This window comes from Streptomyces sp. NPDC030991, assembly GCF_055571235.1.
This window is the reverse complement of the sequence record NZ_JBVIFR010000002.1, coordinates 272800-296024: the sequence shown is the minus strand read 5'-3', so window position 1 is coordinate 296024 and position 23225 is coordinate 272800. Positions and strand designations below refer to the sequence as shown.

Below are 23225 nucleotides of genomic sequence, written 5' to 3'. Positions count from 1 at the left end.
CCGAAAATGGGATTAATCGGGTAGATCGGAGTCGGTCGCATCGCGTGGCTGGAGCTAGGCTCCGCGTTGCCGCAGCGCTCCCGCCACCTGATCGAAGAACACCGTGTGCGCCGCCGCGCTGGCCGCGATCTCCGGGTTCCACGGCAGCACCACGGCCCGCTCAACCACCGCCGCCCACCGTGCGTCCCCCGCGTACTGCTCCCGCGGGGCGGCGTTGGCCCGGGCGTCGACCAGCACCACGTCCGGCGCCAGTTCGGCGGCGTCGGCCCAGGACCCGGTCTGCCAGTTGGCGCCGGGCCCCTCGGGCGGCTCCACCGTGCGCACCCCGATCCCGGTCAGCGCGCTCAGGTCGGGCCACTTCCCGGGCCGCGCGAGATGCACACTGTCCGGCCCGCCGGGGGACAGCGCCAGGACCCGGACCGCCCCGGCCGCCTCGGCGACGGACGCCAACTCCCGCTCGGCCCGCGTCAGTTCCACCAGCGCCACGGGCCCTTCCGCGGCCCCGAGCGAACGCCCGAGCTCCGCCAGCCGCTCCCGCACGGCGGTCAGCCCCCGGCCCTGCCCCACATCGAGCACGGCGAGCGGGACATGCTCCTCCAGGTGTTTCGCCACGTCCGGTTCGACCCCGTACACCTGGCCGCCGCCGTACGTCAGCGCCACCACGAGATCCGGCCGCACCGCGAGCACGTCATCGAGCCCGAGGCCCGCCCCGGCCCCCAGATACGCGATGTCGTCGAGCGGCAGCCTCCCGGATTTCGCGCGATCGGGTCTCTCCCCGTCGTGGTACGAGCCGAAGATGCCGACGGGGCGTATGCCCAGGTCCCACAGGCTCGCCCCGGCCTGTATGTACGCGACGACCCGCTCCGGCGCCTCGGGCGCGGCGGCGACATGCCCCCGGTCGTCGGTGAACTCCCATGGGGTGATCGGACGTTCTTCCATGCCCGGACCCTGCCCAGGCCGTGCGCGCACCACGCCGCCCGAAACCGGTCAGGATGGCAGGAAGCCGCCGTCCTGCACCGGTGTGGGCGGCGCGGTTACGCGTGCCTCACTTGTGCCAGGGGCCGGTCACGGCGAACGTCGTACCGGGCGTGTAGCAGTTCACGTACATGGTGGAGCCGTCCGGCGCGAACGTGACGCCCGCGAACTCGCCCCACGCGGGTTCCTCGGCCGTCCCGATGTTCTGGCGCCCGCGCGCCATCGCGTACACCTCGCCCTTCCTCGTCACGCCGAAGACGTGCTGGGCGCCCTCGCCGTCCTCGCAGACCATCAGGCCGCCGCTGGGCGCGAGGCAGATGTTGTCGGGCTCCTCGCCGGGCAGCTGGACGTCGGTGCCGGGGCCGAAGACGATGACCAGGGTGAGCCGGCGCTCGGCGGGGTCGTAGCGCCAGATCTGCCCGAAGTGGTCGGCGGCGGAACCTTCCCTGCTCCGCGCGTACGACGACACGAAGTACACGCACGAGCCGCCCCAGTAGCACCCCTCCAGCTTCTGGGCGTGGGTGATGCCCTTGGGCCCGAAGTCCTGGTTGCGGATGGCGGTCTGCGTGGCGAGCGGGTCCGGCACGTCGACCCACTCGATGCCCTTGAAGGTCGCGCCGGTCTCCTGCACCGCAGACAGATCGGGCACCCCGGGCACCCGCATCGCCTGCAGCGTGCCGCCCGCCCGCAGCGAACCGAGGCCGCCGCGCGGCTTCTCGGGCAGGAACCGGTAGAACAGCCCGAACGGCTTGTCGAAGGCGTCCTCGGTCTCGTACACGACACCGCGCCGCGGATCGACGGCGATGGCCTCGTGCTGGAAGCGGCCCATGGCGGTGAGCGGCACGGCGCCCGAGCGGTGCGGGTCGACGGGGTCGACCTCGAAGATGAAGCCGTGGTCCTTCGTGTAGCCGTTCGTGCCGGCCCTGTCCTCGGTCTCCTCGCAGGTCAGCCAGGTGCCCCACGGAGTGTGCCCGCCGGCGCAGTTGACGGCCGTACCGGCGATGGCGACCCGCTCGGACAGTACGTTGTTGCGCCGGTCCAGGGTGAGCGCCGTACAGCCGCCCTTGCCCATCGGGTCGTACGTGAGCCCTGCGACGGTCGGTACGGGGATCTTGCCGGTGACGCGGTTCTCGTGGTTGCGCACGAGATGGACGCGGCCCTGTCTGCCGGCGAACGCGGCCATGCCGTCGTGGTTGCTGGGCACCGGTCCCTCCCCGGAGCGCAGCGGATCGCCCTCGCGGGAGAGAACCTGGTAGCGGAAACCTTTCGGCAGGTCGAGCAGACCCGCCGGGTCGGGCACCAGGGAGCCGTAACCGGCGCGCCCCTGGGCCGCGGCGGAGCCGGCGAACAGCTCGGACAGGGACCCGGCGAAGGCGATGCCCACCCCCAAGGCGCCGGTACGGGCGAGCACCTGACGTCGTGTTGCGGACAGCCGTGTTTCAGACATGGGGCAACCTCCTGCTGGCGGACAGGAACTGTGACCCGGTGTGTCTATCACGCGCTCCGCGCCGCGTGAACCACGCGCGTAGCAACGGCATTTCGGGGCTGGTTACTCGTGTCGCCCAGGGCGTCCCCCGGCCCGGCGGCTACGGGTGGACGAGCCCCTTGGCGTCCCGCGCCAGGGCGGTGAGCCGCGAGATCGCCCGGAAGTACTTCTTCCGGTATCCGCCGTTCAGCATCTCCTCGCTGAACAGGTGGTCGAACGGCTGCCCCGACGCGAGGACGGGTATCTCCCGGTCGTAGAGCCGGTCGGCGAGCACCACCAGCCGCAGGGCGGTGGACTGGTCGGGCACGGCCGAGACCTCCGTCAGGCAGACCGCCGACAGGTCGTCCGTCAGCGCGCCGTACCGGCTGGGATGTACCCGCGCCAGATGCTCGAGCAGGTGCGGGAAGTCGTCGAGCGAGGCGCCCTCGGTGGCGTACGCCGCCTTGGTGACCTGCTCCTCGGAGAAGGGCGGCGGGGCCTCGGGCAGACCACGGTGCCGGTAGTCCTCACCGTCGATGCGCACCGGCCTGAAGTGCGCGGACAGGCCCTGGATCTCACGCAGGAAGTCCGCGGCGGCGAACCGGCCCTCGCCGAGCTTGCCGGGCAGCGTGTTCGAGGTGGCGGCGAGTGCGACGCCCGCCTCGACCAGCTTGCCGAGCAGCGTGGAGACCAGGACGGTGTCGCCCGGGTCGTCGAGCTCGAACTCGTCGATGCAGAGCAGCCGGTGCTCGCTCAGCGTGCGCACGGTCTGCTGGAAGCCGAGGGCGCCGACCAGGTTCGTCAGCTCGACGAACGTGCCGAACGCCTTGTGCTCGGGCGCCGCGGGGGTGGCGTGCCACAGGGAGGCCAGGAGGTGGGTCTTGCCGACGCCGTAACCGCCGTCGAGGTAGACGCCCCGGGGGCCGGCCGGGGCGGCGGGCTTCTTGCCGAAGCCGAACAGGCCGCGCTTCCTGCCCGCGCCGGCGGCGTGCGCCCCGCCGAGCCCGGCGGCGAACGAGCTCAGCACCTGCACGGCCTGCGTCTGGCTCGGCTGGTTCGGATCGGGGATGTACGTCTCGAAGCGGGCCGAGCTGAACCGGGGCGGCGGCACCATCTCCGCCACCAGACGCTCCGCGGGGACGCGCGGCTCGCGGGCGCACAGGGACTGGGGCGCCGCGTCGGCTAGGGGGCTGATGCCCGTCGGGCGGGAGCCGGAGGCTTCGGTGGAGGACGACACAGCTCCGCAGCTTAGTGGCCGTGCCACACTGCACGTCATGCGACGCCTGTTCCCTGTGACGTACGAAACAGCAGATCACGAGGGCCGGGAGGGACTCGACGGGCCCGAGGGGCCGCTGGGCCGTGAGTGGAGCCTCGACCGGCTCGCCGATGCCTACGCCTATCCGGACGGGGCGCCGGGGGAGGTGTGGCTGCGCGCCAACATGGTCTCCACGCTCGACGGCGCCGCCCAGCACGACGGCCGCTCCCAGCCCATCTCCTGCCCGACCGACATGCGGATCTTCGGCACCCTGCGCGGTCTCGCGGACGCCGTGGTCGTCGGCGCCGAGACGGTCCGCCAGGAGGGCTACCGGCCCGCCCGCGCGCGTGACGCGTTCGCCGCGCGCCGCAAAGCGGCCGGTCAGGGCCCCGCCCCCGCCATCGCGGTGATCAGCGCGAGCCTCGACCTCGACTTCGGCCTCCCGCTGTTCACCGAACCGCTGACGCCGACGTTCATCCTCACCGGCGCGGCCGCGCCGGCGGACCGGACGGCGGCGGCCCGCGCGGCCGGGGCCGAGGTGCTGGTCGCCGGGGACGGCGCCGGGGTCGAGCCGCGGCGGGCGGTACGGGCGCTGGCCGAGCGGGGTCTGACGCGGCTGCTCACGGAGGGCGGGCCGCGGCTCCTCGGCCAGTTCGTGGCCGCACAGGTGCTCGACGAGCTGTGCCTGACGCTCTCCCCGCTCCTTGCCACGGGCGCCGCCCAGCGCATCGCCGGAGGTCCTGAGCTGGCCGTGCCGGAACGTTTCGAGCTGGCATCTCTCCTGGAAGAGGACGGTTTTCTCTTCACCCGGTACCGTCGGCCCCGACACTCGGCGGAATGATTCGTTCCGTATTGCCTCCGCTGGGCACACTAAATCTCGCAGCCCCCGTGCGGCCACGGGGCAGGATGGTTTCCGCAGGTCCCCAGGGCCGGTCGCAGGACGGCCCACGGTAGGAGAAGAAGGGCGCCCCTCGTGTTCACGAGCGTATTGATGATCGAGAAGGCACTGACGTCGGCCGACGTGGAGTTCGTCACCACCTTGCACGGCGACGAGGAAGTCTCCTTCCACGTGCTGCTCCAGCCCCGCGGCGACCAGGCGGACCGCCTGCTGCGGGCCATCGACGACGTCGCGATGGGCGAGCTGGACGAGGCGGCCCGGGAGGACGAGGTGCCCGAGGGCGACGAGGCCAGGGTGCCCGGGGAACAGGCACTTGAGGTCTCCCTCACCGCACTGCGCCAGGCCGGCTGCGCCGCCGAGGGACGGTTCATCGACGACCATCCGCTGGACGCGCTGAAGGCGCTCGTCGACGAGGTGCGGGCGGACGAGGTGATCGTGCTGACCGACCCGCACTACGTCGAGGAGTTCTTCCACCGGGACTGGGCCTCCCGGGCCCGGCACAAGGTGGGCGTGCCGGTGCTGAAGCTGTTCTCGTACAGCAAGGCGTGACGCGTTGCTGTACCCCCGCGGCGCGGCAGGACGCGGGCTCGGATGCGGGGCGGGCGGGCCCGAGGCAATAGGCTGACCCGGTCCGAGGCCGCAGTGGCACCGGACCGGAACACCCGCAAGAACCCCAGGGGAGAGACACGTATGGCATCCGGCCTGCCCACTTCTACCGCCGCCATGGACCGACCGCACTTCATCGGCATCGGCGGCGCCGGAATGTCGGGCATCGCCAAGATCCTCGCCCAGCGCGGCGCCCAGGTCACGGGCAGCGACGCGCGCGAGTCCGCCACGGCCGGAGCGCTGCGCGCGCTCGGCGCGACGGTCCACATCGGCCACGACGCCGCGCACCTGTCGCCCGGGGCCAGCTGCGTCGTCGTCTCCTCCGCGATCCGCGAGGACAACCCCGAGCTGCTGCGCGCGGCCGAGCTCGGCATCCCCGTGGTGCACCGCTCCGACGCGCTCGCCGCGCTCATGGACGGCCTGCGCCCCATCGCGGTGGCCGGCACCCACGGCAAGACGACCACGACGTCGATGCTGGCCGTGGCCCTGTCCTCGCTCGGCCTCGCCCCCTCGTACGCGATCGGCGGCGACCTCGACGCCCCCGGCTCGAACGCCCTGCACGGCGAGGGCGACATCTTCGTCGCCGAGGCCGACGAATCGGACCGCAGCTTCCACACGTACCGGCCCGAAGTCGCGATCATCCTCAACGTCGAACTCGACCACCACGCCAACTACGCGTCGATGGACGAGATCTACGACTCCTTCGAGATCTTCACGTCGAAGATCGTCCCCGGCGGCACCCTCGTCATCGCCGCCGACCAGCCCGGCGCCGTCGAACTGACCCGCCGCATCCGCGACACGACCTCCCTCAAGGTCGTCACCTACGGCGAGTCGCCGTCCGCGGACATCCGCATCCACAAGGTCACGCCCCGCGGCCTGACCAGCGAGGTCACCGTCCTCCTCGACGGCAAGCTGCTCACCTTCACCGTCTCGGTCCCCGGCCGCCACTACGCGCACAACGCGGTCGCCGCCCTCGCCGCGGGTGTCGCCCTCGGCATCCCCTCCCGGAACCTGGCCGGCGCCATCAGGTCGTACACCGGCGTCAAGCGCCGTCTCCAGCTCAAGGGCGAGGAGAGCGGCGTACAGGTCATCGACTCCTACGCGCACCACCCCACGGAGATGGCGGCCGACCTGGAGGCGATGCGTGCCGCGGCCGACGGCTCCCGCCTGCTGGTCCTGTTCCAGCCGCACCTCTTCTCCCGCACCCAGGAACTGGGCAAGGAGATGGGCGAGGCCCTGGGCCTCGCGGACGCCTCCGTCGTCCTCGACATCTACCCGGCCCGCGAGGACCCGATCCCCGGCATCACCAGCGCCCTGATCGTCGACGCGGCGCGCGCCGCAGGCGCCGACGTCCAGGCGGCCCACGACACGACGGCGGCCGTCGAGGCGGTCGCGGGAATGGCGAAGCCCGGTGATCTCGTTCTCACCATGGGCGCGGGCGACGTCACGGACCTCGGCCCGCGGATCCTGGACCATCTCGCACAGCGCTGACGCGCAAGCCGAAGCTGAAGCAAAAGGGAGTGCCCCATGGCGTACGACGTCGAGAAGCCGGACGAGCAGTGGCGCGCGGAGCTGAACCCGGCGGAGTACGCGGTACTGCGCCAGGCCGGCACCGAGCCCGCCTTCACCGGTGAGTACACCGACACCGAGACCAAGGGTGTCTACGCCTGCCGGGCGTGCGGCGCCGACCTCTTCACCTCGACCGAGAAGTTCGAGTCGCACTGCGGCTGGCCGTCCTTCTACGACCCGAAGGACTCCGCCGCCGTCGAACTCATCGAGGACCGCTCCCACGGCATGCTCCGCACCGAGGTCCGCTGCCGCCGCTGCGGCTCGCACCTCGGCCACGTCTTCGAGGGCGAGGGGTACGCGACGCCGACGGACCAGCGGTACTGCATCAACTCGATCTCGCTCAGGCTGGTCCCCGGCGGGGAGTGAGCCCGGGGCTCTCCTGCGCGCGACCTGATCCCGCGCGCGCTCCGTGTCAGGGGCGGTCCGCGCGCAGGAAGTCCTCCACCACCCGGATCAGCGCGAGCGGCGCCTCGTCCATCGCGTAGTGGCCGCAGACCGGCAGGTCGACCAGCTCGCCGCGGCTGAACCAGCGCAGCCACGTCGTCCGGATCAGCTCCGCGGGCAGGGCCGGGTCGAGCTGACCGGTCACCGCGAGCGCCGGTGTCGTGCAGCCCTCCAGGTCGCGGTGGAAGTCGTCGCCGGTCCACGAGTCGAGCCAGGCGCGGAACGCCTTGACGTCGCTGCACGCCAGCGACCGCGCCGTCATCCGGTCCAGCCAGGCCGCCGGGCGGACACCGCCCGTGGTGAGGTCGAGGATGGTGCGGCGGTGCGCCGGTTCGGTGTCGGCCGTCGAGAAGATCTCCCACTGCTGCGGCGGCAGCTTCAGCCCCGACGCCGGGACCGGTGAGACGCCCGCGACACGCCGCACGCGGTGCCGGGCCGACGCCACGACGCGCTGCGCCACACTGGCCCCCATCGAGTGCCCGAGCAGGGAGAAGCGCTCCCAGCCGAGCCGGTCCGCGAGCGCCAGGACGTCGGCCGCGCCCTCGGCCGTCGTGTACGCGCCAGGGGTGTCCCTCGCCTCCCCGTAACCGCGCAGGTCCACGAGCGCGTACTGGAAGGAGATCCGGTCGAGATCGGCGACGACCGGTGCGTACGCGGAGCGGTCGGCGAACCAGCCGTGCACCGCGATCACCTTGTGCGGGCCGTCTCCGTGCAGTTCATGAGGAAGAAGGAAGGTGGAGGCCACGTCGACTCCCGGAGGATGGGGCGGTGCGGGTCGCGTCCACGGTGGCGCGGCCCCGCGCGGGCCACAAGGGGGCGTGCCCGGGCGATCGGCGACAATGGGGGCGTGACCACCCCCGACTCACCCCGCACCGTTACCGACCGCCCTGATCTGCGCGCCGACTGCGACAACTGCTTCGGCCTGTGCTGTGTCGCACTGCCGTTCGCCAAGTCCCAGGACTTCGCGCGGAACAAGAGCGCGGGCACCCCCTGCCAGAACCTCCGGGACGACTTCCGCTGCGGCATCCACACGCGACTGCGCGACGAGGGCTACCCGGGGTGCACCGTCTTCGACTGCTTCGGCGCCGGCCAGAAGATCTCGCAGGTCACGTTCGAGGGCATCAGCTGGCGCGAGCGCCCCGAGAGCGCGCGGGCGATGTACGACGTCTTCCCCGTGATGCGCCAGCTGCAGGAGCTGCTCCGGTACCTCAGCGAGGTGCTGGAGCTGCGCCGGGCCCGGCCCGTGCACCGCGAGGCCCGGCGCGCCCTCGACGGCATCGAGCGGCTCACGCGCGCGGGCGCCGACGAACTGCTCGCGGCCGACGTGCCCGCACTCCGTGCCGACGTGAACACCCTGCTCCTCGAAGCGAGCGACCTGGTCCGCGCCGAGGTACCGGGCCGCAAGAAGAACCACCGCGGCGCCGACCTCGCGGGCGCCCGCCTGCGCGACGCCGACCTGCGCGGCGCCAATCTGCGCGGCGCGCTCCTCATCGCCGCGGATCTGACCGGCGCCGATCTCCGCTCGGCCGACCTGATCGGTGCGGATCTACGCGATACGCGGCTCGGCGGCGCCGACCTCACCGGCAGCATCTTCCTCACCCAGGCCCAGCTGAACGCGGCTCGCGGCGACCGGGCCACCAAGCTGCCCCCCGGCCTGACGCGGCCCGCGCACTGGGCCGCGTAGCTCGCGAACCTGCTCGGACGAGCGGCCGCTTCCCCGGAACGGGGCCCCTCACTCATCGTTCACGCGATGGGACGATCATCCGCCGCGCCGCGGATGCCTGTCGACCGGCGCGGGTAGGCCCGCGCCCATGACAGAGCAGTCCTCACAGCCGTTCCAGCTGCCGCGCTTCTACATGCCGTACCAGGCGCGGCTCAACCCCCACCTCGACCGAGCGCGCGCGCACTCCGCCGAGTGGGCCCGCGACATGGGCATGCTGGAGGGGAGCGGCGTCTGGGAGCGGAGCGACCTCGACGCACACGATTACGGCCTGCTGTGCGCGTACACGCACCCCGACTGCGACGGCCCCGCCCTCTCGCTGATCACCGACTGGTACGTGTGGGTCTTCTTCTTCGACGACCACTTCCTGGACATGTACAAGCGCACGAACGACCGGGAGAGCGGCAAGGCCCACCTCGACCGGCTGCCCCTCTTCATGCCCATGGACCTCGCCACCCCGGTGCCCGAGCCGGCCAACCCCGTCGAGGCGGGACTCGCCGACCTGTGGCGGCGCACCGTGCCCGCGATGACCCTCGACTGGCGCCGCCGGTTCGCCGAATCGACCGAGCACCTGCTCAACGAGTCGATGTGGGAGCTCTCCAACATCAACGAGGGCCGCGTCTCCAACCCCGTCGAGTACATCGAGATGCGCCGGAAGGTCGGCGGCGCACCGTGGTCCGCCGGGCTCGTGGAGTACGCGACCGCCGAGGTCCCCGCCTCCGTCGCCGGGACGAGGCCGCTGCGGGTCCTGATGGAGACGTTCTCCGACGGCGTGCACCTGCGCAACGACCTCTTCTCCTACGAACGCGAGGTCCTCGACGAAGGTGAGCTCAGCAACGGCGTCCTGGTCCTGGAGACCTTCTTCGGCTGTACGACCCAGGAGGCCGCGGAGACCGTCAACGACGTGCTCACCTCACGCCTGCACCAGTTCGAGCACACCGCGCTCACCGAAGTGCCCGCGCTCTGCCTGGACAAGGGGCTCACACCGGACGAGGTGGCGGCCGTCGCCGCGTACGCGCGCGGGCTCCAGGACTGGCAGTCCGGCGGCCACGAGTGGCACCTGCGGTCCAGCCGCTACATGAACGAGGGCGCCGTGCAGGAGCGCTCGCCGCTGCGCGGCCCGACCGGACCCGGGTCCGCCTCCGCCGACGTGGGCGCGCTGCTCGCCTCGGTGGGGGCCGAGCGGCTGCGGGCGTACACCCATGTCCCGTTCCAGAAGACGGGGCCCTCGCTCCTGCCCGACCTCTACCTGCCGTTCGAGGTGCGGCTGAACCCGGCGCTCGACGGCGCGCGCGAACGCCTCGTCCCCTGGACGCGGCACATGGGCATGCTCAACGAAGGCGTCTGGGACGAGGACCGGCTCGCCGCCGCCGACCTGGCGCTCTGTTCGGCCGGGCTCGACCCGGACGGCCCGCCCGAGGCCCTCGACCTCAGCGCGCAGTGGCTGGCCTGGGGCACGTACGGGGACGACTACTACCCGCTGGTCTTCGGGCACCGGCGCGACCTCGCCGCCGCCAAGCTCAGCACCGAGCGCCTGTCGGCCTGCATGCCGCTGACGGACGAGCCCGTCCCCCCGCCGGCCAACGCCATGGAGCGCGGCCTCGTCGACCTGTGGGCGCGCACGACCGCGGAGATGACGACCGAGCAGCGGGCCGGTTTCCGCGCCGCGGTCGACGTCATGACGGAGAGCTGGGTGTGGGAGGTGCTCAACCAGGTCCAGAACCGCGTCCCCGACCCGGTCGACTACCTGGAGATGCGCCGCGCCACCTTCGGCTCCGACCTCACCATGAGCCTGTGCCGCATGGGCCATGGCCCGGCCGTACCGCCCGAGGTGTACCGCACGGGCCCCGTCCGGGCGCTGGAGAACTCGGCCATCGACTACGGCATGCTGGTCAACGACATCTTCTCGTACCAGAAGGAGATCGAGTACGAGGGCGAGGTGCACAACGCGATCCTCGTCGTGCAGAACTTCTTCGGCATCGACTACCCGAAGGCCCTCGGCATCGTGCACGACCTCACGACGCAGCGCATGCGGCAGTTCGAGCACATCGCCGCGAACGAATTCCCCGTCCTGTACGCGGACTTCAAGCTCTCCGCCAAGGCGCGCGCCGTACTGGAGGGCTACGTCGAGGAGCTGCGCAACTGGATGGCGGGCATCGTCAACTGGCACCGCAACGTGGACCGCTACCGCTCCGACTACCTGGCGAGCCGCACCCACGGCTTCGTGCCGGACCGGATCCCCACCCGCCCCGGTTTCACAACCTTCGCGTCCGGAATGCGGCCTTCAGGCAACCTGTCCGGTGTGTACGGCATCTCTTGATGCAGACGGCCACTGACCGGCCGCATCCACGGGGGACATGACAGAACACACGGGGGTGTTCTTTCCTTGACCGAAATCATCGAACACATCATGACCGCACCGGCCGCGGAGCGCCGGGTCCGGGCCGTCGCGGCGGGGGAACTGGTGCCGTACGTCGCGCCGTTGACGGTTCCGCCGGTGCTGAGGCCCGCGGCCGACGACGTCCGCACCGAGACGGAGATCGCGCTGCGGCCCACCTGGCAGCGGCTGCACCCGCAGCTCCCGCCGACCCTCATGTGGGGCTACGACGGCTGCGTGCCGGGCCCCACCATCGAGGTGCGGCGCGGACAGCGGATCCGGATCGCCTGGACCAACCGCATCCCGCAGGGCAGCGAGTACCCGGTGACAGCGGTGGAGGTGCCCATCGGGGCACCGAACCCGAGCACCCGGCCGGGCCGCGACACCGTGCCGGCCGACGCGGACGTCGCCGCCCTGCCCGCCTGGTCGGTGACCCACCTGCACGGAGCGCAGACCGGCGGCGGCAACGACGGCTGGGCGGACAACGCCGTGGGGACCGGCGACGCCCAGCTCTCCGAGTACCCGAACGACCACCAAGCCGTGCAGTGGTGGTACCACGACCACGCCATGAACATCACGCGGTGGAACGTGCAGACCGGGCTGTACGGCACGTACCTGATCCGCGACGACGAGGAGGACGCCCTGCAACTCCCGTGCGGCGACCGGGAGATACCACTGCTGCTCGCCGACCGGAACCTGGACACCGACGCCGACGGCTCGCTGAACGGGCGACTGCTGCACAAGACGGTCGTCGTCGACCCGAAGAACGCGGAGACCGGCAAGCCCGTCTCCCTGCCGTTCACCGGCCCGTACACCACGGTCAACGGACGCATCTGGCCGTACGCCGAGGTCGACGCCGCCTGGCACCGCTTCCGCCTGGTCAACGCGTCGAACGCCCGCATCTTCGACCTGGTCCTGGTCGACGAGGACGACCGGCCGGTGCCGGGCGTGCTCCATCAGATAGGCAGCGACGGCGGCCTCCTGCCGCGTCCCGTGCCGATCGACTTCGACGCGGCGCTGCCGGCGCTCACCGTCGCCCCGGCCGAGCGGATGGATCTGCTCATCGACTTCGCGGCGCTCGCGGGCCGCCGGGTCCGGCTGGTCAACAAGGGGCCGAACCAGGCGCCGGGGGTGCCGGACGTGCCGGGCAACGTGCCCTACCCGCACGTGCTGGAGTTCCGGGTCGGCGACGACTGCGTGTCCGACCCGTTCACCCTGCCCGACGTGGTCTCCGGCTCCTTCCGGAAGCTGACGCACGACATCGAGCACGGCCACCGGCTGATCGTGCTGACGCCGCCCGCGACCAAGGGCGGCGGCGGACATCCGGAGATCTGGGAGATGGCGGAGGTCGAGGACCCCGCCGACGTCCAGGTCCCCGCCGACGGCGTCATCCAGCTCCGCAACGACAAGGGCGAGCTGAAGACGTACCGGCGTACCGCGCGGACCTTCAACGACGGGCTCGGCTTCACCATCGCCGAGGGCAGCCACGAGCAGTGGAGCTTCCTCAACCTCGCGGTGAACCCGCCGGTCGTGCACCCCATGCACATCCACCTGGCCGACTTCCAGATCCTCGGCCGCGACGCGTACGACGCCTCCGGCTTCGACGTGACGGTGGGCGGCACGGTCGCGCCGGTCGCGTTCGATCCGGACACCGTGATCCCGCTGCCGCCCAACGAGCAGGGCTACAAGGACGTGTTCCGCGCCCTGCCCGGCCAGATGCTGCGCGTCATGGGCCGGTTCGACGGGGCGTACGGCCGGTTCATGTACCACTGCCACCTCCTCGAACACGAGGACATGGGCATGATGCGGCCGTTCGTGGTCATGCCGAAGGAGGCCCTGAAGTTCGACCACGGCGCCGGGCACGGCGGACACGGAGGCCACGCCGCTCAGGCGCGTCCCTGAGCCCACACGGGCCCCCGGCAGCGGTACGGCGCTCCGCCGTACCGCTGCCGAGGCTCACACCGTGGCGGCGGCCCTCGCGTGGGCGACCGCCGCGCGGGCCAGGGCCCGCACGATCGGGTGCGGGCGGCTGCCGTCACCGTGCAGCTCCGGCTGGAACAGCGTCGCGAGGAAGAACGGATGCCGGTCCGCGGGCAGTTCGGCGATCCGGACCTGCCCCTCCTCGTCCACGCCGGTGAACCGCAGGCCGTGGGCGCGCAGCGTGTCCAGGTGCGCGGCCGGCCCGTATCCGCAGTGGTAGCGCTCGACCGTGCGGTCCGCGCCGAGCACCGACTCGGCGAGTGAGCCGGCGGTCAGCGTCACGGCGCCCTCGTGCCCCACGAGCGAGCAGGCCAGCGGGGCGATCAGGAGATCGTCGGCGTCGGCGTCGGCGTCGGGGTCGTTCTCGGCGTGGGCGGCGCCGGTCAGGCCGCACACGTTCCGTGCGTACTCGAGCAGCGTGTGCTGGAAGCCGCCGCAGGTGCCGAGGAAGGGGACACCGCCCTCGCGCGCCGCACGGATCGCGCGGAGCACCCCGGCCTCACTGCGGTACGGACTGCCCGGCAGCACCCAGACGGCGTCGAATCCCCGCACGGCGTCCGGGAGTTCGGCGTCCTCGGTCGGGATCCAGTACGCGTCGAGGACGAGGCGCTCGCGGGTGGCGAGAGCGTCGAGGAGCAGCGGAACGCGGGTGTGCGAGACGACGTTCGGGGAGCGGTCGCCGACGAGGGCGATCCGGGCGGGAGCATGCGGGGCGGTGGTCATGCGGCCATCCTCGGCCGCGCCCGCCGTTCACGTCCAACGATGAAAACCGCACCCTTCATAAGCATTCCTGATGCCCGTCGGGGATCCTGGACGCCATGGACCCGCACCTCCTGCGTACGTACGTCACTGTCGCCCGCCTCGCCTCCTTCTCCGCGGCGGCGCACGAGCTCGGCTACACCCAGTCCGCCGTCTCCCAGCACATCGCCACCCTGGAGCAGGACCTGGGCGCGCCGCTGCTGACCCGGCGACCCGTCGCCCCGACCACGGCGGGGGAGCGGCTCCTCGAACACGCGGCGCCGTTGCTGCTGCGCCTCGAAGCGGCCCGCGCGGACGTGCGGCGCACCGCGACGGCGCCCGTGTACGGGCTGACCGTCGCCGTCACGCCGACCGCGCTGCGGGCGCGCACCGCGGCCCTGCTGCCGCACGCGGGGGTGACCGTGCGCGTGCTGCCCCGGGACGGGATACCCGCGGCGGTCGCGACCGGCCGGGCCGATCTGGGCGTGGTGGACGGGGTCGCCGCGCCCAGCGACCCGCTGCGGCTGCCGGACGTCGCCCCGCTCACCACGCGCGGCGTCGCCGAGGAGCCCGTCCACGTCGTCCTCCCGGCCACCCACCCGCTGGCCCGCCGCACCGGCCTGCGCCTCGCCGACCTCGTCGACGCGCGCTGGCTCGACGCGCCCGACGCGGGGCTCCCGCTCGACCAGGTGCGCGCGGTCCTCGGAGGCGGTGGCCTGCGCGCCGGGCTGCGCTACGAAGGGGCGGACGTCCGCACCCTGTTGACCCTCGCCGCGGCGGGCCACGGCCTGACGCTGCTGCCGGCCTCGCTCGCGGCCGTGGAAACAGGCGGCACGAGCGTGAGCGAGGCGGGCGCCACGGCCGGCGGCACGGTCTCCGTACCGCTCACCGCGCCGCGCGTCGTGCACCGCACCGAACTCGTCCACGCGGGCACCCTGCGTGGTCCGGCAGCCGACCTTGCCGCCGCACTGACCGGCTGACCCCGGCCGTCCGCCGCGGTGACCTGCGCGAACGCCGAAGTGTTCGAGCGGGCCCGGCACTCTCACCCGTTCGTGGTCCGTCGGAAGGGGGCGGGACGGGTAGGGCTGTGACCGGAGTCGGCACCCAGGATCGAAGGCGGTCAGCGATGGAACAGACGGCGTTGCGTCCCCGGTCGATGCCGGGCAGACCGAGCGCTTCCGCGCGCGAGCCCGGCCTCGGCAGGCCCGGCGCCAACCCGCGGCCCGCCCGTCGCCCGCACGCCGCGCGGCGCCGCGGCAACCGCCTGGCCGGACCGCTGTCCGTCCTGCTCTGCGCACTCGTCCTGGTGCTGGCCGGGGTGGGCCTCGGCGTTGTCGGCGCCACGGTCCTCGGCGTGGGCAAGCCGGCCGAGGCGCGACAGAATGCGGCGATCGGCGCCCCGGTGGCACCGGCGCGGCTTCCCGCCCCGGCCCCCGCACCGGCCGCCGTGCGGGGCAGCCTCGGCGTGGAGGTGGTCGACGCGCCCGGGGGGCCGGGCGCGCTCGTCGTCGCCGTGCACGTGCCCGGCCCGGGGTACGCGGCCGGACTGGTGCGCGGAGACGTCGTGTTGAGCTTCGGCGCCGTGCGTATCGACTCGGCGAGCGAGCTGGCTGCCGTGGTGTCGGACGCCCGCTCGGGACGCCCGCAGCACGTGACGGTTCGTCATGCCAACGGGGCGCGACAGAAGTTGGCGGCCAACCCCGGCGTGGTGACGTGAGCCCCGTTCAGACCGTGCGGAAATGCGTCGTCAACCGCCGCTCGTCGTCCAGCACATGGAAGGCGAGACCCACCGGCGCCTCCCGGTCCGCGACCTGCTCGCCCTCCCACGGCAGCCGCAGCGTCCACGTCACCCCGGGCCCCACGACCAGCGGCCGCCCGGCGAACATCGTCGCGGCCGGGGTGTGTGCATGGCCGGTGAGCACCGCGACGATCTCGGGACGACGCGCCAACAGCCCTGACAGGGCCCGCGGTTGGGCCAGCTGGTAGCGGTCCGGCAACGGGTGGTGCAGGGCTACGGGCGGGTGGTGGAAGGCGATCAGGACGGGCGTCTCACCGTCGAGCGCATCGAGCTCGTCCTCGATCCAGGTGTACGTCTCCTCGTCGAGCGCCCCCTCGTCCGCGCCCGGGATGCTGGAGTCGCACATCAGGACGGCCGCGCCGCCCACCCGGTGCGCCCGGTTCACCGGCCCGTCGGCCGCCGGCTCGCGCAACAGGGCCTTGCGGTACGGGACGCGGCTGTCGTGGTTGCCGGGGCAGGTGAGGACGGGGAACGGTGCCGCCGGGTCGTGCAGCCCGAGCAGTGCGGCCGCCTCCTCGTACTCCGCCTCCGCGCCGTGGTCCGCGATGTCCCCGGTGACCAGAAGGGCGTCCAACGGCCCGGGCAGCGCCCGCAGATGGTCCACCGCGCGGCGGGCCCGCTCGGTGGCGCGCGGGGTCCCGTCCAGGTGGAGGTCGCTGATCTGGGCCAGCACAAGCATGGGCGTACGTCCTTCAGGTCTCGACGAACCACGGCAGATCTCGACGGATCACGGCAGGTCTCGACAGATCGCGGAGTTAATGGATTGATGCGATCTAACCATTAGCGCTAATGCTTGAGCAATGCCCTACCGTTAATCGGCCGGGGGGTGCGGCACTGGCCCGGGGGCGGACTCGCGCCGCCTTCCGCGGCCGGGCAGGATGCTGCCGTACGTCCTGTCCCCTCGCCCCGCACCACGGAGGCCCGCCCATGACCACCGGCACACCCGCGCCCTTCACCGCCGCCGACTACAAGGCCCGCATGGACCGCGCCGCGCGCTCCGCGGCCGACGCCGGGCTCGCGGGGGTGCTCGTCGCGCCGGGACCCGACCTGGTGTGGCTCACCGGGTACCACGTGCCGGCCGACACCGAGCGGCTCACCATGCTCGTGCTCGCCGCGGACCGGGAGCCGACCCTCGTCGTGCCCACCCTGGAAGCGCCCGACGCCGCCAAGGCCGCGGGCGCCGAGGCGATGACCCTGCGCGACTGGACCGACGGCAAGGACCCCTACGAGATCGCCGCCCCGCTCCTCGACGGCTCGGGCCGGTTCGGCGTCAGCGACAACGCCTGGGCCATGCACCTGCTCGGCCTCCAGCGGGCGCTGCCCGACACCTCGTACGTCTCCCTGACCGAGGCGCTGCCGATGCTGCGCGGCGTCAAGGACGCCGCCGAACTGGAGCGCCTCGCGGCCGCGGGCGCCGCCGCCGACGCCACGTACGAGGAGATCAAGAAGGTCGCCTTCGGCGGGCGCAAGGAGATCGACATCTCCCGTGAACTCGCCGACCTGCTGCGGCGGTTCGGGCACGAGCAGGTCGACTTCACGCTCGTCTGCTCCGGCCCCAACGGCGCGAACCCGCACCACGCGCCGGGCGACCGTGTCGTCCAGGACGGCGACATGATCGTCCTCGACTTCGGCGGCCTCAAGCACGGCTACGGCTCCGACACCTCGCGCACCGTGCACGTCGGCGAACCCACCGACGAGGAGCGGCGCGTCCACGACGTCGTGCGCGAGGCGCAGACCGCGGCCTGCGACGCCGTCCGGCCCGGTATCGCCTGCCAGGACGTCGACCGGGTCGCCCGCGAGGTCATCACCGACGCCGGGTACGGCGAGTACTTCATCCACCGCACCGGCCACGGCATCGGCGTCACCACCCACGAACCGCCGTACATGGTCGAGGGCGAGGAGCAGCCCCTCGTCCCCGGCATGTGCTTCTCGGTGGAGCCCGGCATCTACCTGCCCGGCCGCTTCGGCGTGCGCATCGAGGACATCGTCACCGTCACGCAGGACGGCGGCCGGCGCCTCAACACCACCGGGCGGGAACTGGCGATCGTGGGCTGAGCCACCACGGGGCGAGTCAGGCGTGCGCCGCAGGAGAGCCCCGCTCAGGGCGCCACGGCGACCACGCACGACTCCGCCGGCACCGTCAGCGTCCCGTTCTCCCCGGGCAGTTCCACCGGCTCCCAGGCCGCGAGCACCTGGGCCACCGGCCGCCCCAGCGGGATCGACGCCGGGCGCCCCGAGAGGTTCACCGCCACCCGCAGGTCGCCCCGCCGGTAGGCGAGCCAGCGGGCCTCCTCGTCGTAGGCGACCCGCACCGCCGCCAGGTCCGGATCCCGGAGGTCCGCGCGGGCGTGCCGCAGGGCGATCAGATCGCGGTACCAGGCCAGTACGCGCGTGTGGTGGCCCGTGGCGTGCTCCGACCAGTCGAGGCAGGACCGTTCGCGGGTGGCGGGGTCCTGCGGATCCGGAATGTCCTTCTCCGCCCAGCCGTGGGCCGCGAACTCCCGCCGTCTGCCCTTGCGTACGGCCTCGGCGAGTTCGGGGTCGGTGTGGTCGGTGAAGTACTGCCACGGAGTGCTCGCCGCCCACTCCTCGCCCATGAACAGCATCGGCGTGAACGGACTCGTCAGGACCAGCGTCGCCGCGCACGCCAGCAGACCGGGCGAGACGCCGGCGGCGAGCCGGTCGCCCTGCGCGCGGTTGCCGACCTGGTCGTGGGTCTGCGTGTAGGCGAGCAGCCGGTGCGCCGGGGTGCGGGCGCGGTCCACGGGGCGGCCGTGGTGGCGGCCGCGGAACGAGGAGTACGTGCCGTCGTGGAAGAAGCCGTGCGTCAGCGTCTTGGCGACGGCGGCCAGCGGCTCGCGCGCGAAGTCCGCGTAGTAGCCGTGCCGTTCGCCGGTGACGGCGGCGTGCACGGCGTGGTGGACGTCGTCGTTCCACTGGGCGTGCAGACCGAGTCCGCCCTCGGCGCGGGGCGTGATGACGCGCGGGTCGCCCAGATCGGACTCACCGATCAGGAACAGCGGGCGGTGGAGCCGCTCCGCGAGCTCGTCCACGGCCGCCGACAGCTCCTCCAGGAAGGGCAGGGCGCGCCCGTCGTGCAGCTCGTGGATCGCGTCGAGGCGCAGGCCGTCGAGGCGGTAGTCGCGCAGCCAGGCCAGCGCGCTGCCCAGGAGGTAGGCGCGCGTCTCGTCCGAGCCGGGCGCGTCGAGGTTGACGGCGCTGCCCCACGGCGTGTGATGCGTGTCGGTGAAGTACGGCCCGAACGCGGCCAGGTAGTTCCCCGCCGGGCCCAGATGGTTGTGCACCACGTCGAGGACGACGCCGAGACCGAGTTCGTGCGCCGCGTCGACGAATCGCTTCAGCGCCGCGGGGCCGCCGTACGGCTCGTGCACGGCCCACAGGCTGACCCCGTCGTAGCCCCAGCCGTGCCGGCCGGGGACGGGGCAGAGCGGCATCAGCTCGACATGGGTGACCCCGAGGTCGGCCAGATGGCCGAGGCGTTCGGCGGCCGCGTCGAGCGTCCCCTCCTTCGTGTACGTGCCCACGTGCAGCTCGTACAGGACCGCACCGGACAGCTCCAGCCCCGCCCAGCCCGCGCTCCACACGTGCCGCTCGTGGTCGACGACCGCGCTGAGGCCGTCCGGCCCGTCGGGCTGGCGCGGCGAGCGCGGATCGGGCAGCACCGGGCCGCCGTCGAGCGAATACCCGTACCGCGACCCGTCCTGGGCGTCGGCCTGCCCCGACCACCAGCCCGCCCGGTCCGGGTCCCGCTCCAACGCGCGCGTGGCGCCGTCGCAGTGGAGCGTGACCTGCTCTGCCTTCGGTGCCCACACCTCGAATTGCACGGATGGTTCCCCCTCGTAGCGGGATGTCTGCCCACAGTGACAACGCGTCCATGGTGCGTCAGGAGTGATCGTTCCGCCGGGAAATCGCCACTACTGGGTCCATGTTGGCGCTCCCGGCGGCCGGACGGCGCGGTCGGGACGGGGCGTCCCGTTCCCCGTTTTCTGGACACCCCGCGCGCGCTGTCCGACAATCGCAGGCGTGACGTCCTCTTTTGAACACCACACGTACCCTGCCCGGCTGTCGGACGCCGAGCGGGACCGTGCGCTGAAGGTGCTCAGGGACGGCGCCGCCCTCGGGCGGCTCTCGCACGACACGTTCGTCCGCCGGATGGAACTGGCGCTCACCGCCCGCAGGTCCGAAGAACTCGACGCGCTCACCGCCGATCTGCGCCATGAGAACCGCTGGTCGCGCGCGGTGCTCGGCGCCGTGGGGGCGGTCTCCGGGTTCACCGTGCGGCTGCGCAGGGCCTGGACCGTCGAGCGGCTGCCGAAGCTGTTGCTGCCCTCGCGGAGCGACTACCCGCTGCGCATCGGCCGCGACCCGGCCAACGGACTGCGGCTCAGCCACGACTCGGTCTCCCGGGTGCACGCCGAGCTGAGCCGGCAGGGCGGCCTGTGGGTGCTGCGCGACCTCGGCTCCACCAACGGGACGTCGGTGAACGGCCGCAGGGTGATCGGCGCCGCCATCGTCCAGGACGGCGACCAGATCGGCTTCGGCCGCATGATGTTCCGGCTCTCCGCCGACTGACGCGCGCGCCACGGGCCTCCCCGCGCTCCACCGAGTCGGCGAAGGTCACCCATGGGCGTGCAGGACCGCCGCGATCGTCGTCCGCGCCTGGTGCTCTATCTGGTGGGCCACCGGTACCCAGCGCGCCCCGAACCGGTCCGCGTAGACCTCGCACCAGCGGGTGACGAGGGCGTCGAGACGGGGCGCGGCCGGGTCCCCGGCCTCCTCCAGGACCCGCAGCAGCATCGCGGCGGCCCGCAGCGGCAGCCGCCGGGCGAAGGCGTCGATGCTGCCGACGTACGCCATCGTCGCGTCCGGGGGCGGCGGCCGGAGCCAGTCGTCGGCCAGGCCGGGCACGAGGCTCAGCGCCCAGCGGGCCGCCCGCAGCAGCGGCCCCGTGGTGTCGGGCAGCCGGGGCAGAGCCTCCGAGAGGATCACCTCGACGAGCCGGGTGTCCCGGCTCAGCCGCGCCGAGATCCGCCGCAGCGCCCGCTCCGGGGCCGGGTGCGGCGCCGGGTCGTCGACCAGGTCGCTGGCCCACATCGGCACCTCGATGATCGCCGTGGAGCCGCCGTAGCGGTGCACGTGGTACCAGGTGGAGTGCCGGGCGTCGTCGGGCAGACTCGGGAACGCCGCCTGCGCGTCGGGGTCGGGCATCACATGGACCCCGGGCCCGGACATCGGCCAGCCCGCCGCGTCCGACGCCCCGGTCTCCACCGGTATGTGCAGCTCGGCCGCCGACTTGGCGAAGGCCTCCGCGAGACCCGGTATGTCACGGGTCAGCTGCACCCAGCTGCCGCCCAGTTCGGTGCCGTGCAGCGACACCTGGAGGTAGGGGCGCAGCTCGTCGATGACGCCGGTGAGTGTCGTCGTCTCGGGCGGAAGGCGGTCAGGGGGCAGCACCGAAGGCGACCACTCCGGCTGCTCGGGGCCCGCGGGACGGAAGAAGTGCCGGTGGTAGTCGAGCAGGGTGCGCGGCGCGGGCGTGCGGTGCAGCGCCGCACCGTCCGGGTCGGCGCAGAGCAAGAAGTGCCACGACCGGTCGGAGCGCAACGACGGTTCCAGCAGTGCCCGTTCGGCCAGGTGCAATACGGTGGAGCCGCCCGTCGGCTCGTTCGCGTGCGCGCCCGCCACGACGAGGACGGAGCGCCGGTCGTGCCCGACGGACAACAGCTGCAAGGGCCGCCCCGCGCGGGAAGTACCCACCTGGCGTAGGCGGCACAGGTCGGGCCGTCGGCTCGTCAGCTCCCGCGCCGACTGGGCCAGTTCGGCCGTTCGTGGGTACCGCTGCTCCGTCAGACGACTCACCCCCGTTGGTGCTCCCGACGCCAGCACCCGCAGTACCCCACGCCGGGCCGCACCTGTCAAGGATGCCTGTGCCACCGCTGCTCGCCGGTGCGGGCCACGCCCCGGGAGGACCAGGAACGTCTCGCCGGCGGCCCCGACAGAGTGGGGCGTGCACGGGGGTGCCGTGCGCCCCCGGCACCCCCGGCGACCGGCCCGCCGGGCCGGGCCGGGTCGCGGCCGGCGCCGCGGTCACCCGTACGGCCGCGGCGGAACTGCGCGCCGGAGCCCCCGGTGGTGCCCTGGGAACAGCCGCGCGCAGCCACCGGGGCGCCGCACCGGCCCAGAGCGGAGCCCGCGGTGCTGTGCCCATCAGGACCGGCCTCAAGCCCCAGCACACCGGGCACGCACGCGCCCCGCGCCCCCGCGCCGCCCCGGCAGAGCCTCGCGGACCCGGCCGTCGCCCGTGACCCGTACCCGCTGTACCGCACCCTGCGCGACGCCCACCCCCTGCACCGGGACGAGCCGTTCGGCGCCTGGCTGCTGAGCCGCTACGAGGACGTGCGCGCGGCCCTGACCGACCCCCGCCTCGCCCCGCCGCCGCCCCACCCCGGCTTCACCCACCTGGAAGAGGCCGCACGCGCCGCACACCGCGCGCTCGCCGCCCCGGCGCCGCAACAGCGCGCGTCCATGGCGTTGCGGGCGGCGGTGGAGCGCACGGCCTACGTACTGGCCCGTCGGCTCGCCGGGCGCCGGGAGGCGGAGCTGGTCGAGGAGTTCTGCCGGTGGCTGCCCGCCGCCGCGGTGGTCGCGGCGCTCGCCCTGCCCCACGAGGAGACCGCCCGCGTCACCCACTGGTGCCGCACCGGCCTCACCCGCCCCGACGCCGCCCCCGACGTCCTGCACGCCGTGCTCCGCCCGCACGTCGTACGCCGCCGCACGCGTCCGCGCGACGATCTCCTGTCGGTGCTGTGCACCGCGCGGGCCGACGGGCGCCCGCTCTCCGGCGACGCGATCACCGGGCTCGTGGCGCACCTGCTCGGCGCCGGCCGCGAAGCCACCGACCGGGCCCTCGCCGCCCTCCTCGCCAACCTCTTGGACCACCCCGCCCAGCTCGCCCTCGTGCGGGCCGGGCCCGAACTGGCCGACGCGGCCCGCGCCGAGTCGCTGCGCCGCGACCCGGCCGCGCACATCGTGCTGCGCCGCACCCTGGCGCCGGTTGCGGTGGGCGGCGGCACGATACCGGCGGGCGCCACCGTGGCCTGCCTGGTCGGCTCGGCGGGCCGGGACGCCGCCCGGTTCGCGGACCCCGACCGCTACGACCTGTTCCGCGCGGCGCCCGAACGGCCCGCGTCCGGTGCGGACCGGCACGACCGCCTCGGCGCCCGGCTCGCCCGCCTCACCGCCGTGCACGGCCTGCGCGCCCTCCTCGACGCACTGCCCGGCCTCGCCTGGGCGCCGGGCTTCAGGCCCGCCCCCGAGGGGCTGCTCACCCGGTCACCCGCCGCCCTCCACGTACGCCTGCGCTGAGCCTCGCCCCGGCG

Annotated in this window: 20 protein-coding genes; 12 read left to right on the top strand and 8 right to left on the bottom strand. The window is 73.2% G+C overall.

Features of this window, described 5'->3' with window-relative positions:
- Nucleotides 1-54: 54 nt before the first annotated feature.
- The 3 genes from ACZ45E_RS04890 to zapE all read right to left on the bottom strand — a co-directional run bounded on the left by ACZ45E_RS04890 (nt 55) and on the right by zapE (nt 3677).
- The gene (locus ACZ45E_RS04890) at nt 55-939 is read right to left on the bottom strand and encodes a TroA family protein (RefSeq protein ID WP_468216594.1); all 885 of its coding nucleotides are present in this window, start codon (nt 937-939) and stop codon (nt 55-57) included.
- A gap of 106 nt (nt 940-1045) precedes the next feature.
- The gene (locus tag ACZ45E_RS04885) at nt 1046-2422 is read right to left on the bottom strand and encodes an alkaline phosphatase PhoX (protein WP_468216593.1); all 1377 of its coding nucleotides are present in this window, start codon (nt 2420-2422) and stop codon (nt 1046-1048) included.
- A 139-nt stretch (nt 2423-2561) separates the two neighbouring features.
- Nucleotides 2562-3677 (bottom strand): cell division protein ZapE, encoded by a 1116-nt coding sequence (gene zapE, locus ACZ45E_RS04880; RefSeq protein ID WP_468216591.1) that lies wholly within the window; start codon nt 3675-3677, stop codon nt 2562-2564.
- A 37-nt stretch (nt 3678-3714) separates the two neighbouring features.
- Here zapE and ACZ45E_RS04875 point away from each other — a divergent pair, with 37 nt between their 5' ends.
- The 4 genes from ACZ45E_RS04875 to msrB all read left to right on the top strand — a co-directional run bounded on the left by ACZ45E_RS04875 (nt 3715) and on the right by msrB (nt 7134).
- Entirely contained in the window at nt 3715-4536 is an 822-nt protein-coding gene (locus ACZ45E_RS04875; RefSeq protein WP_468216588.1) for a pyrimidine reductase family protein, read from the top strand.
- A gap of 132 nt (nt 4537-4668) precedes the next feature.
- Nucleotides 4669-5142: an indole-3-glycerol phosphate synthase gene (locus ACZ45E_RS04870; RefSeq protein WP_468216585.1), complete on the top strand. Its 474-nt coding sequence runs from the start codon at nt 4669-4671 to the stop codon at nt 5140-5142.
- Between the two features lie 141 nt (nt 5143-5283).
- Nucleotides 5284-6690 (top strand): UDP-N-acetylmuramate--L-alanine ligase, encoded by a 1407-nt coding sequence (gene murC / locus ACZ45E_RS04865; protein WP_468216584.1) that lies wholly within the window; start codon nt 5284-5286, stop codon nt 6688-6690.
- Between the two features lie 36 nt (nt 6691-6726).
- The gene (gene msrB, locus ACZ45E_RS04860; RefSeq protein ID WP_468216581.1) at nt 6727-7134 is read left to right on the top strand and encodes a peptide-methionine (R)-S-oxide reductase MsrB; all 408 of its coding nucleotides are present in this window, start codon (nt 6727-6729) and stop codon (nt 7132-7134) included.
- A gap of 46 nt (nt 7135-7180) precedes the next feature.
- On the opposite strand, the gene ACZ45E_RS04855 is transcribed toward msrB, so the two are convergent.
- On the bottom strand, nt 7181-7957 hold the full coding sequence (locus ACZ45E_RS04855) for an alpha/beta fold hydrolase (protein WP_468216578.1): 777 nt from the start codon (nt 7955-7957) through the stop codon (nt 7181-7183).
- A 15-nt stretch (nt 7958-7972) separates the two neighbouring features.
- Between ACZ45E_RS04855 and ACZ45E_RS04850 the strand changes: the two genes are divergently transcribed.
- The 3 genes from ACZ45E_RS04850 (at nt 7973) to phsA (ending at nt 13211) form a co-directional block, all read left to right on the top strand.
- Entirely contained in the window at nt 7973-8896 is a 924-nt protein-coding gene (locus tag ACZ45E_RS04850; RefSeq protein ID WP_468217134.1) for a pentapeptide repeat-containing protein, read from the top strand.
- 127 nt (nt 8897-9023) lie between these two features.
- Nucleotides 9024-11252: a germacradienol/geosmin synthase Cyc2 gene (cyc2, locus tag ACZ45E_RS04845; protein ID WP_468216575.1), complete on the top strand. Its 2229-nt coding sequence runs from the start codon at nt 9024-9026 to the stop codon at nt 11250-11252.
- Nucleotides 11253-11342: 90 nt separating this feature from the next.
- Nucleotides 11343-13211 carry an O-aminophenol oxidase PhsA gene (gene phsA / locus ACZ45E_RS04840; RefSeq protein WP_468217133.1) on the top strand — a complete coding sequence of 623 codons (1869 nt, stop codon included), beginning with the start codon at nt 11343-11345 and terminating at the stop codon, nt 13209-13211.
- A 54-nt stretch (nt 13212-13265) separates the two neighbouring features.
- Here the strand turns inward: phsA and ACZ45E_RS04835 are convergent, their stop codons facing one another.
- Complete coding sequence (locus ACZ45E_RS04835; RefSeq protein WP_468216572.1) at nt 13266-14012, bottom strand: CTP synthase C-terminal region-related (seleno)protein; 747 nt, start codon at nt 14010-14012, stop codon at nt 13266-13268.
- 95 nt (nt 14013-14107) lie between these two features.
- Between ACZ45E_RS04835 and ACZ45E_RS04830 the strand changes: the two genes are divergently transcribed.
- Together ACZ45E_RS04830 and ACZ45E_RS04825 are read left to right on the top strand one after the other, a co-directional pair.
- The gene (locus ACZ45E_RS04830; RefSeq protein ID WP_468216569.1) at nt 14108-15007 is read left to right on the top strand and encodes a LysR family transcriptional regulator; all 900 of its coding nucleotides are present in this window, start codon (nt 14108-14110) and stop codon (nt 15005-15007) included.
- A 146-nt stretch (nt 15008-15153) separates the two neighbouring features.
- The gene (locus tag ACZ45E_RS04825; RefSeq protein WP_468216566.1) at nt 15154-15744 is read left to right on the top strand and encodes a PDZ domain-containing protein; all 591 of its coding nucleotides are present in this window, start codon (nt 15154-15156) and stop codon (nt 15742-15744) included.
- A gap of 7 nt (nt 15745-15751) precedes the next feature.
- Here ACZ45E_RS04825 and ACZ45E_RS04820 read toward each other — a convergent pair whose 3' ends face one another.
- Nucleotides 15752-16504 (bottom strand): metallophosphoesterase, encoded by a 753-nt coding sequence (locus tag ACZ45E_RS04820; RefSeq protein ID WP_468216564.1) that lies wholly within the window; start codon nt 16502-16504, stop codon nt 15752-15754.
- A gap of 248 nt (nt 16505-16752) precedes the next feature.
- Here ACZ45E_RS04820 and ACZ45E_RS04815 point away from each other — a divergent pair, with 248 nt between their 5' ends.
- On the top strand, nt 16753-17880 hold the full coding sequence (locus tag ACZ45E_RS04815) for a M24 family metallopeptidase (RefSeq protein WP_468216562.1): 1128 nt from the start codon (nt 16753-16755) through the stop codon (nt 17878-17880).
- 44 nt (nt 17881-17924) lie between these two features.
- On the opposite strand, the gene treZ is transcribed toward ACZ45E_RS04815, so the two are convergent.
- The gene (gene treZ / locus ACZ45E_RS04810; RefSeq protein WP_468216560.1) at nt 17925-19670 is read right to left on the bottom strand and encodes a malto-oligosyltrehalose trehalohydrolase; all 1746 of its coding nucleotides are present in this window, start codon (nt 19668-19670) and stop codon (nt 17925-17927) included.
- Nucleotides 19671-19869: 199 nt separating this feature from the next.
- Between treZ and ACZ45E_RS04805 the strand changes: the two genes are divergently transcribed.
- A complete protein-coding gene (locus tag ACZ45E_RS04805) occupies nt 19870-20418 on the top strand; it encodes an FHA domain-containing protein (RefSeq protein ID WP_468216558.1) in 549 nt (182 codons plus the stop codon).
- 45 nt (nt 20419-20463) lie between these two features.
- On the opposite strand, the gene ACZ45E_RS04800 is transcribed toward ACZ45E_RS04805, so the two are convergent.
- Nucleotides 20464-21705, bottom strand: a complete 1242-nt coding sequence (locus ACZ45E_RS04800) for a M14 family zinc carboxypeptidase (protein ID WP_468216557.1) — start codon at nt 21703-21705, stop codon at nt 20464-20466.
- Nucleotides 21706-22041: 336 nt separating this feature from the next.
- Here ACZ45E_RS04800 and ACZ45E_RS04795 point away from each other — a divergent pair, with 336 nt between their 5' ends.
- Nucleotides 22042-23211, top strand: a complete 1170-nt coding sequence (locus ACZ45E_RS04795) for a cytochrome P450 (protein ID WP_468216554.1) — start codon at nt 22042-22044, stop codon at nt 23209-23211.
- Nucleotides 23212-23225: the final 14 nt, after the last annotated feature.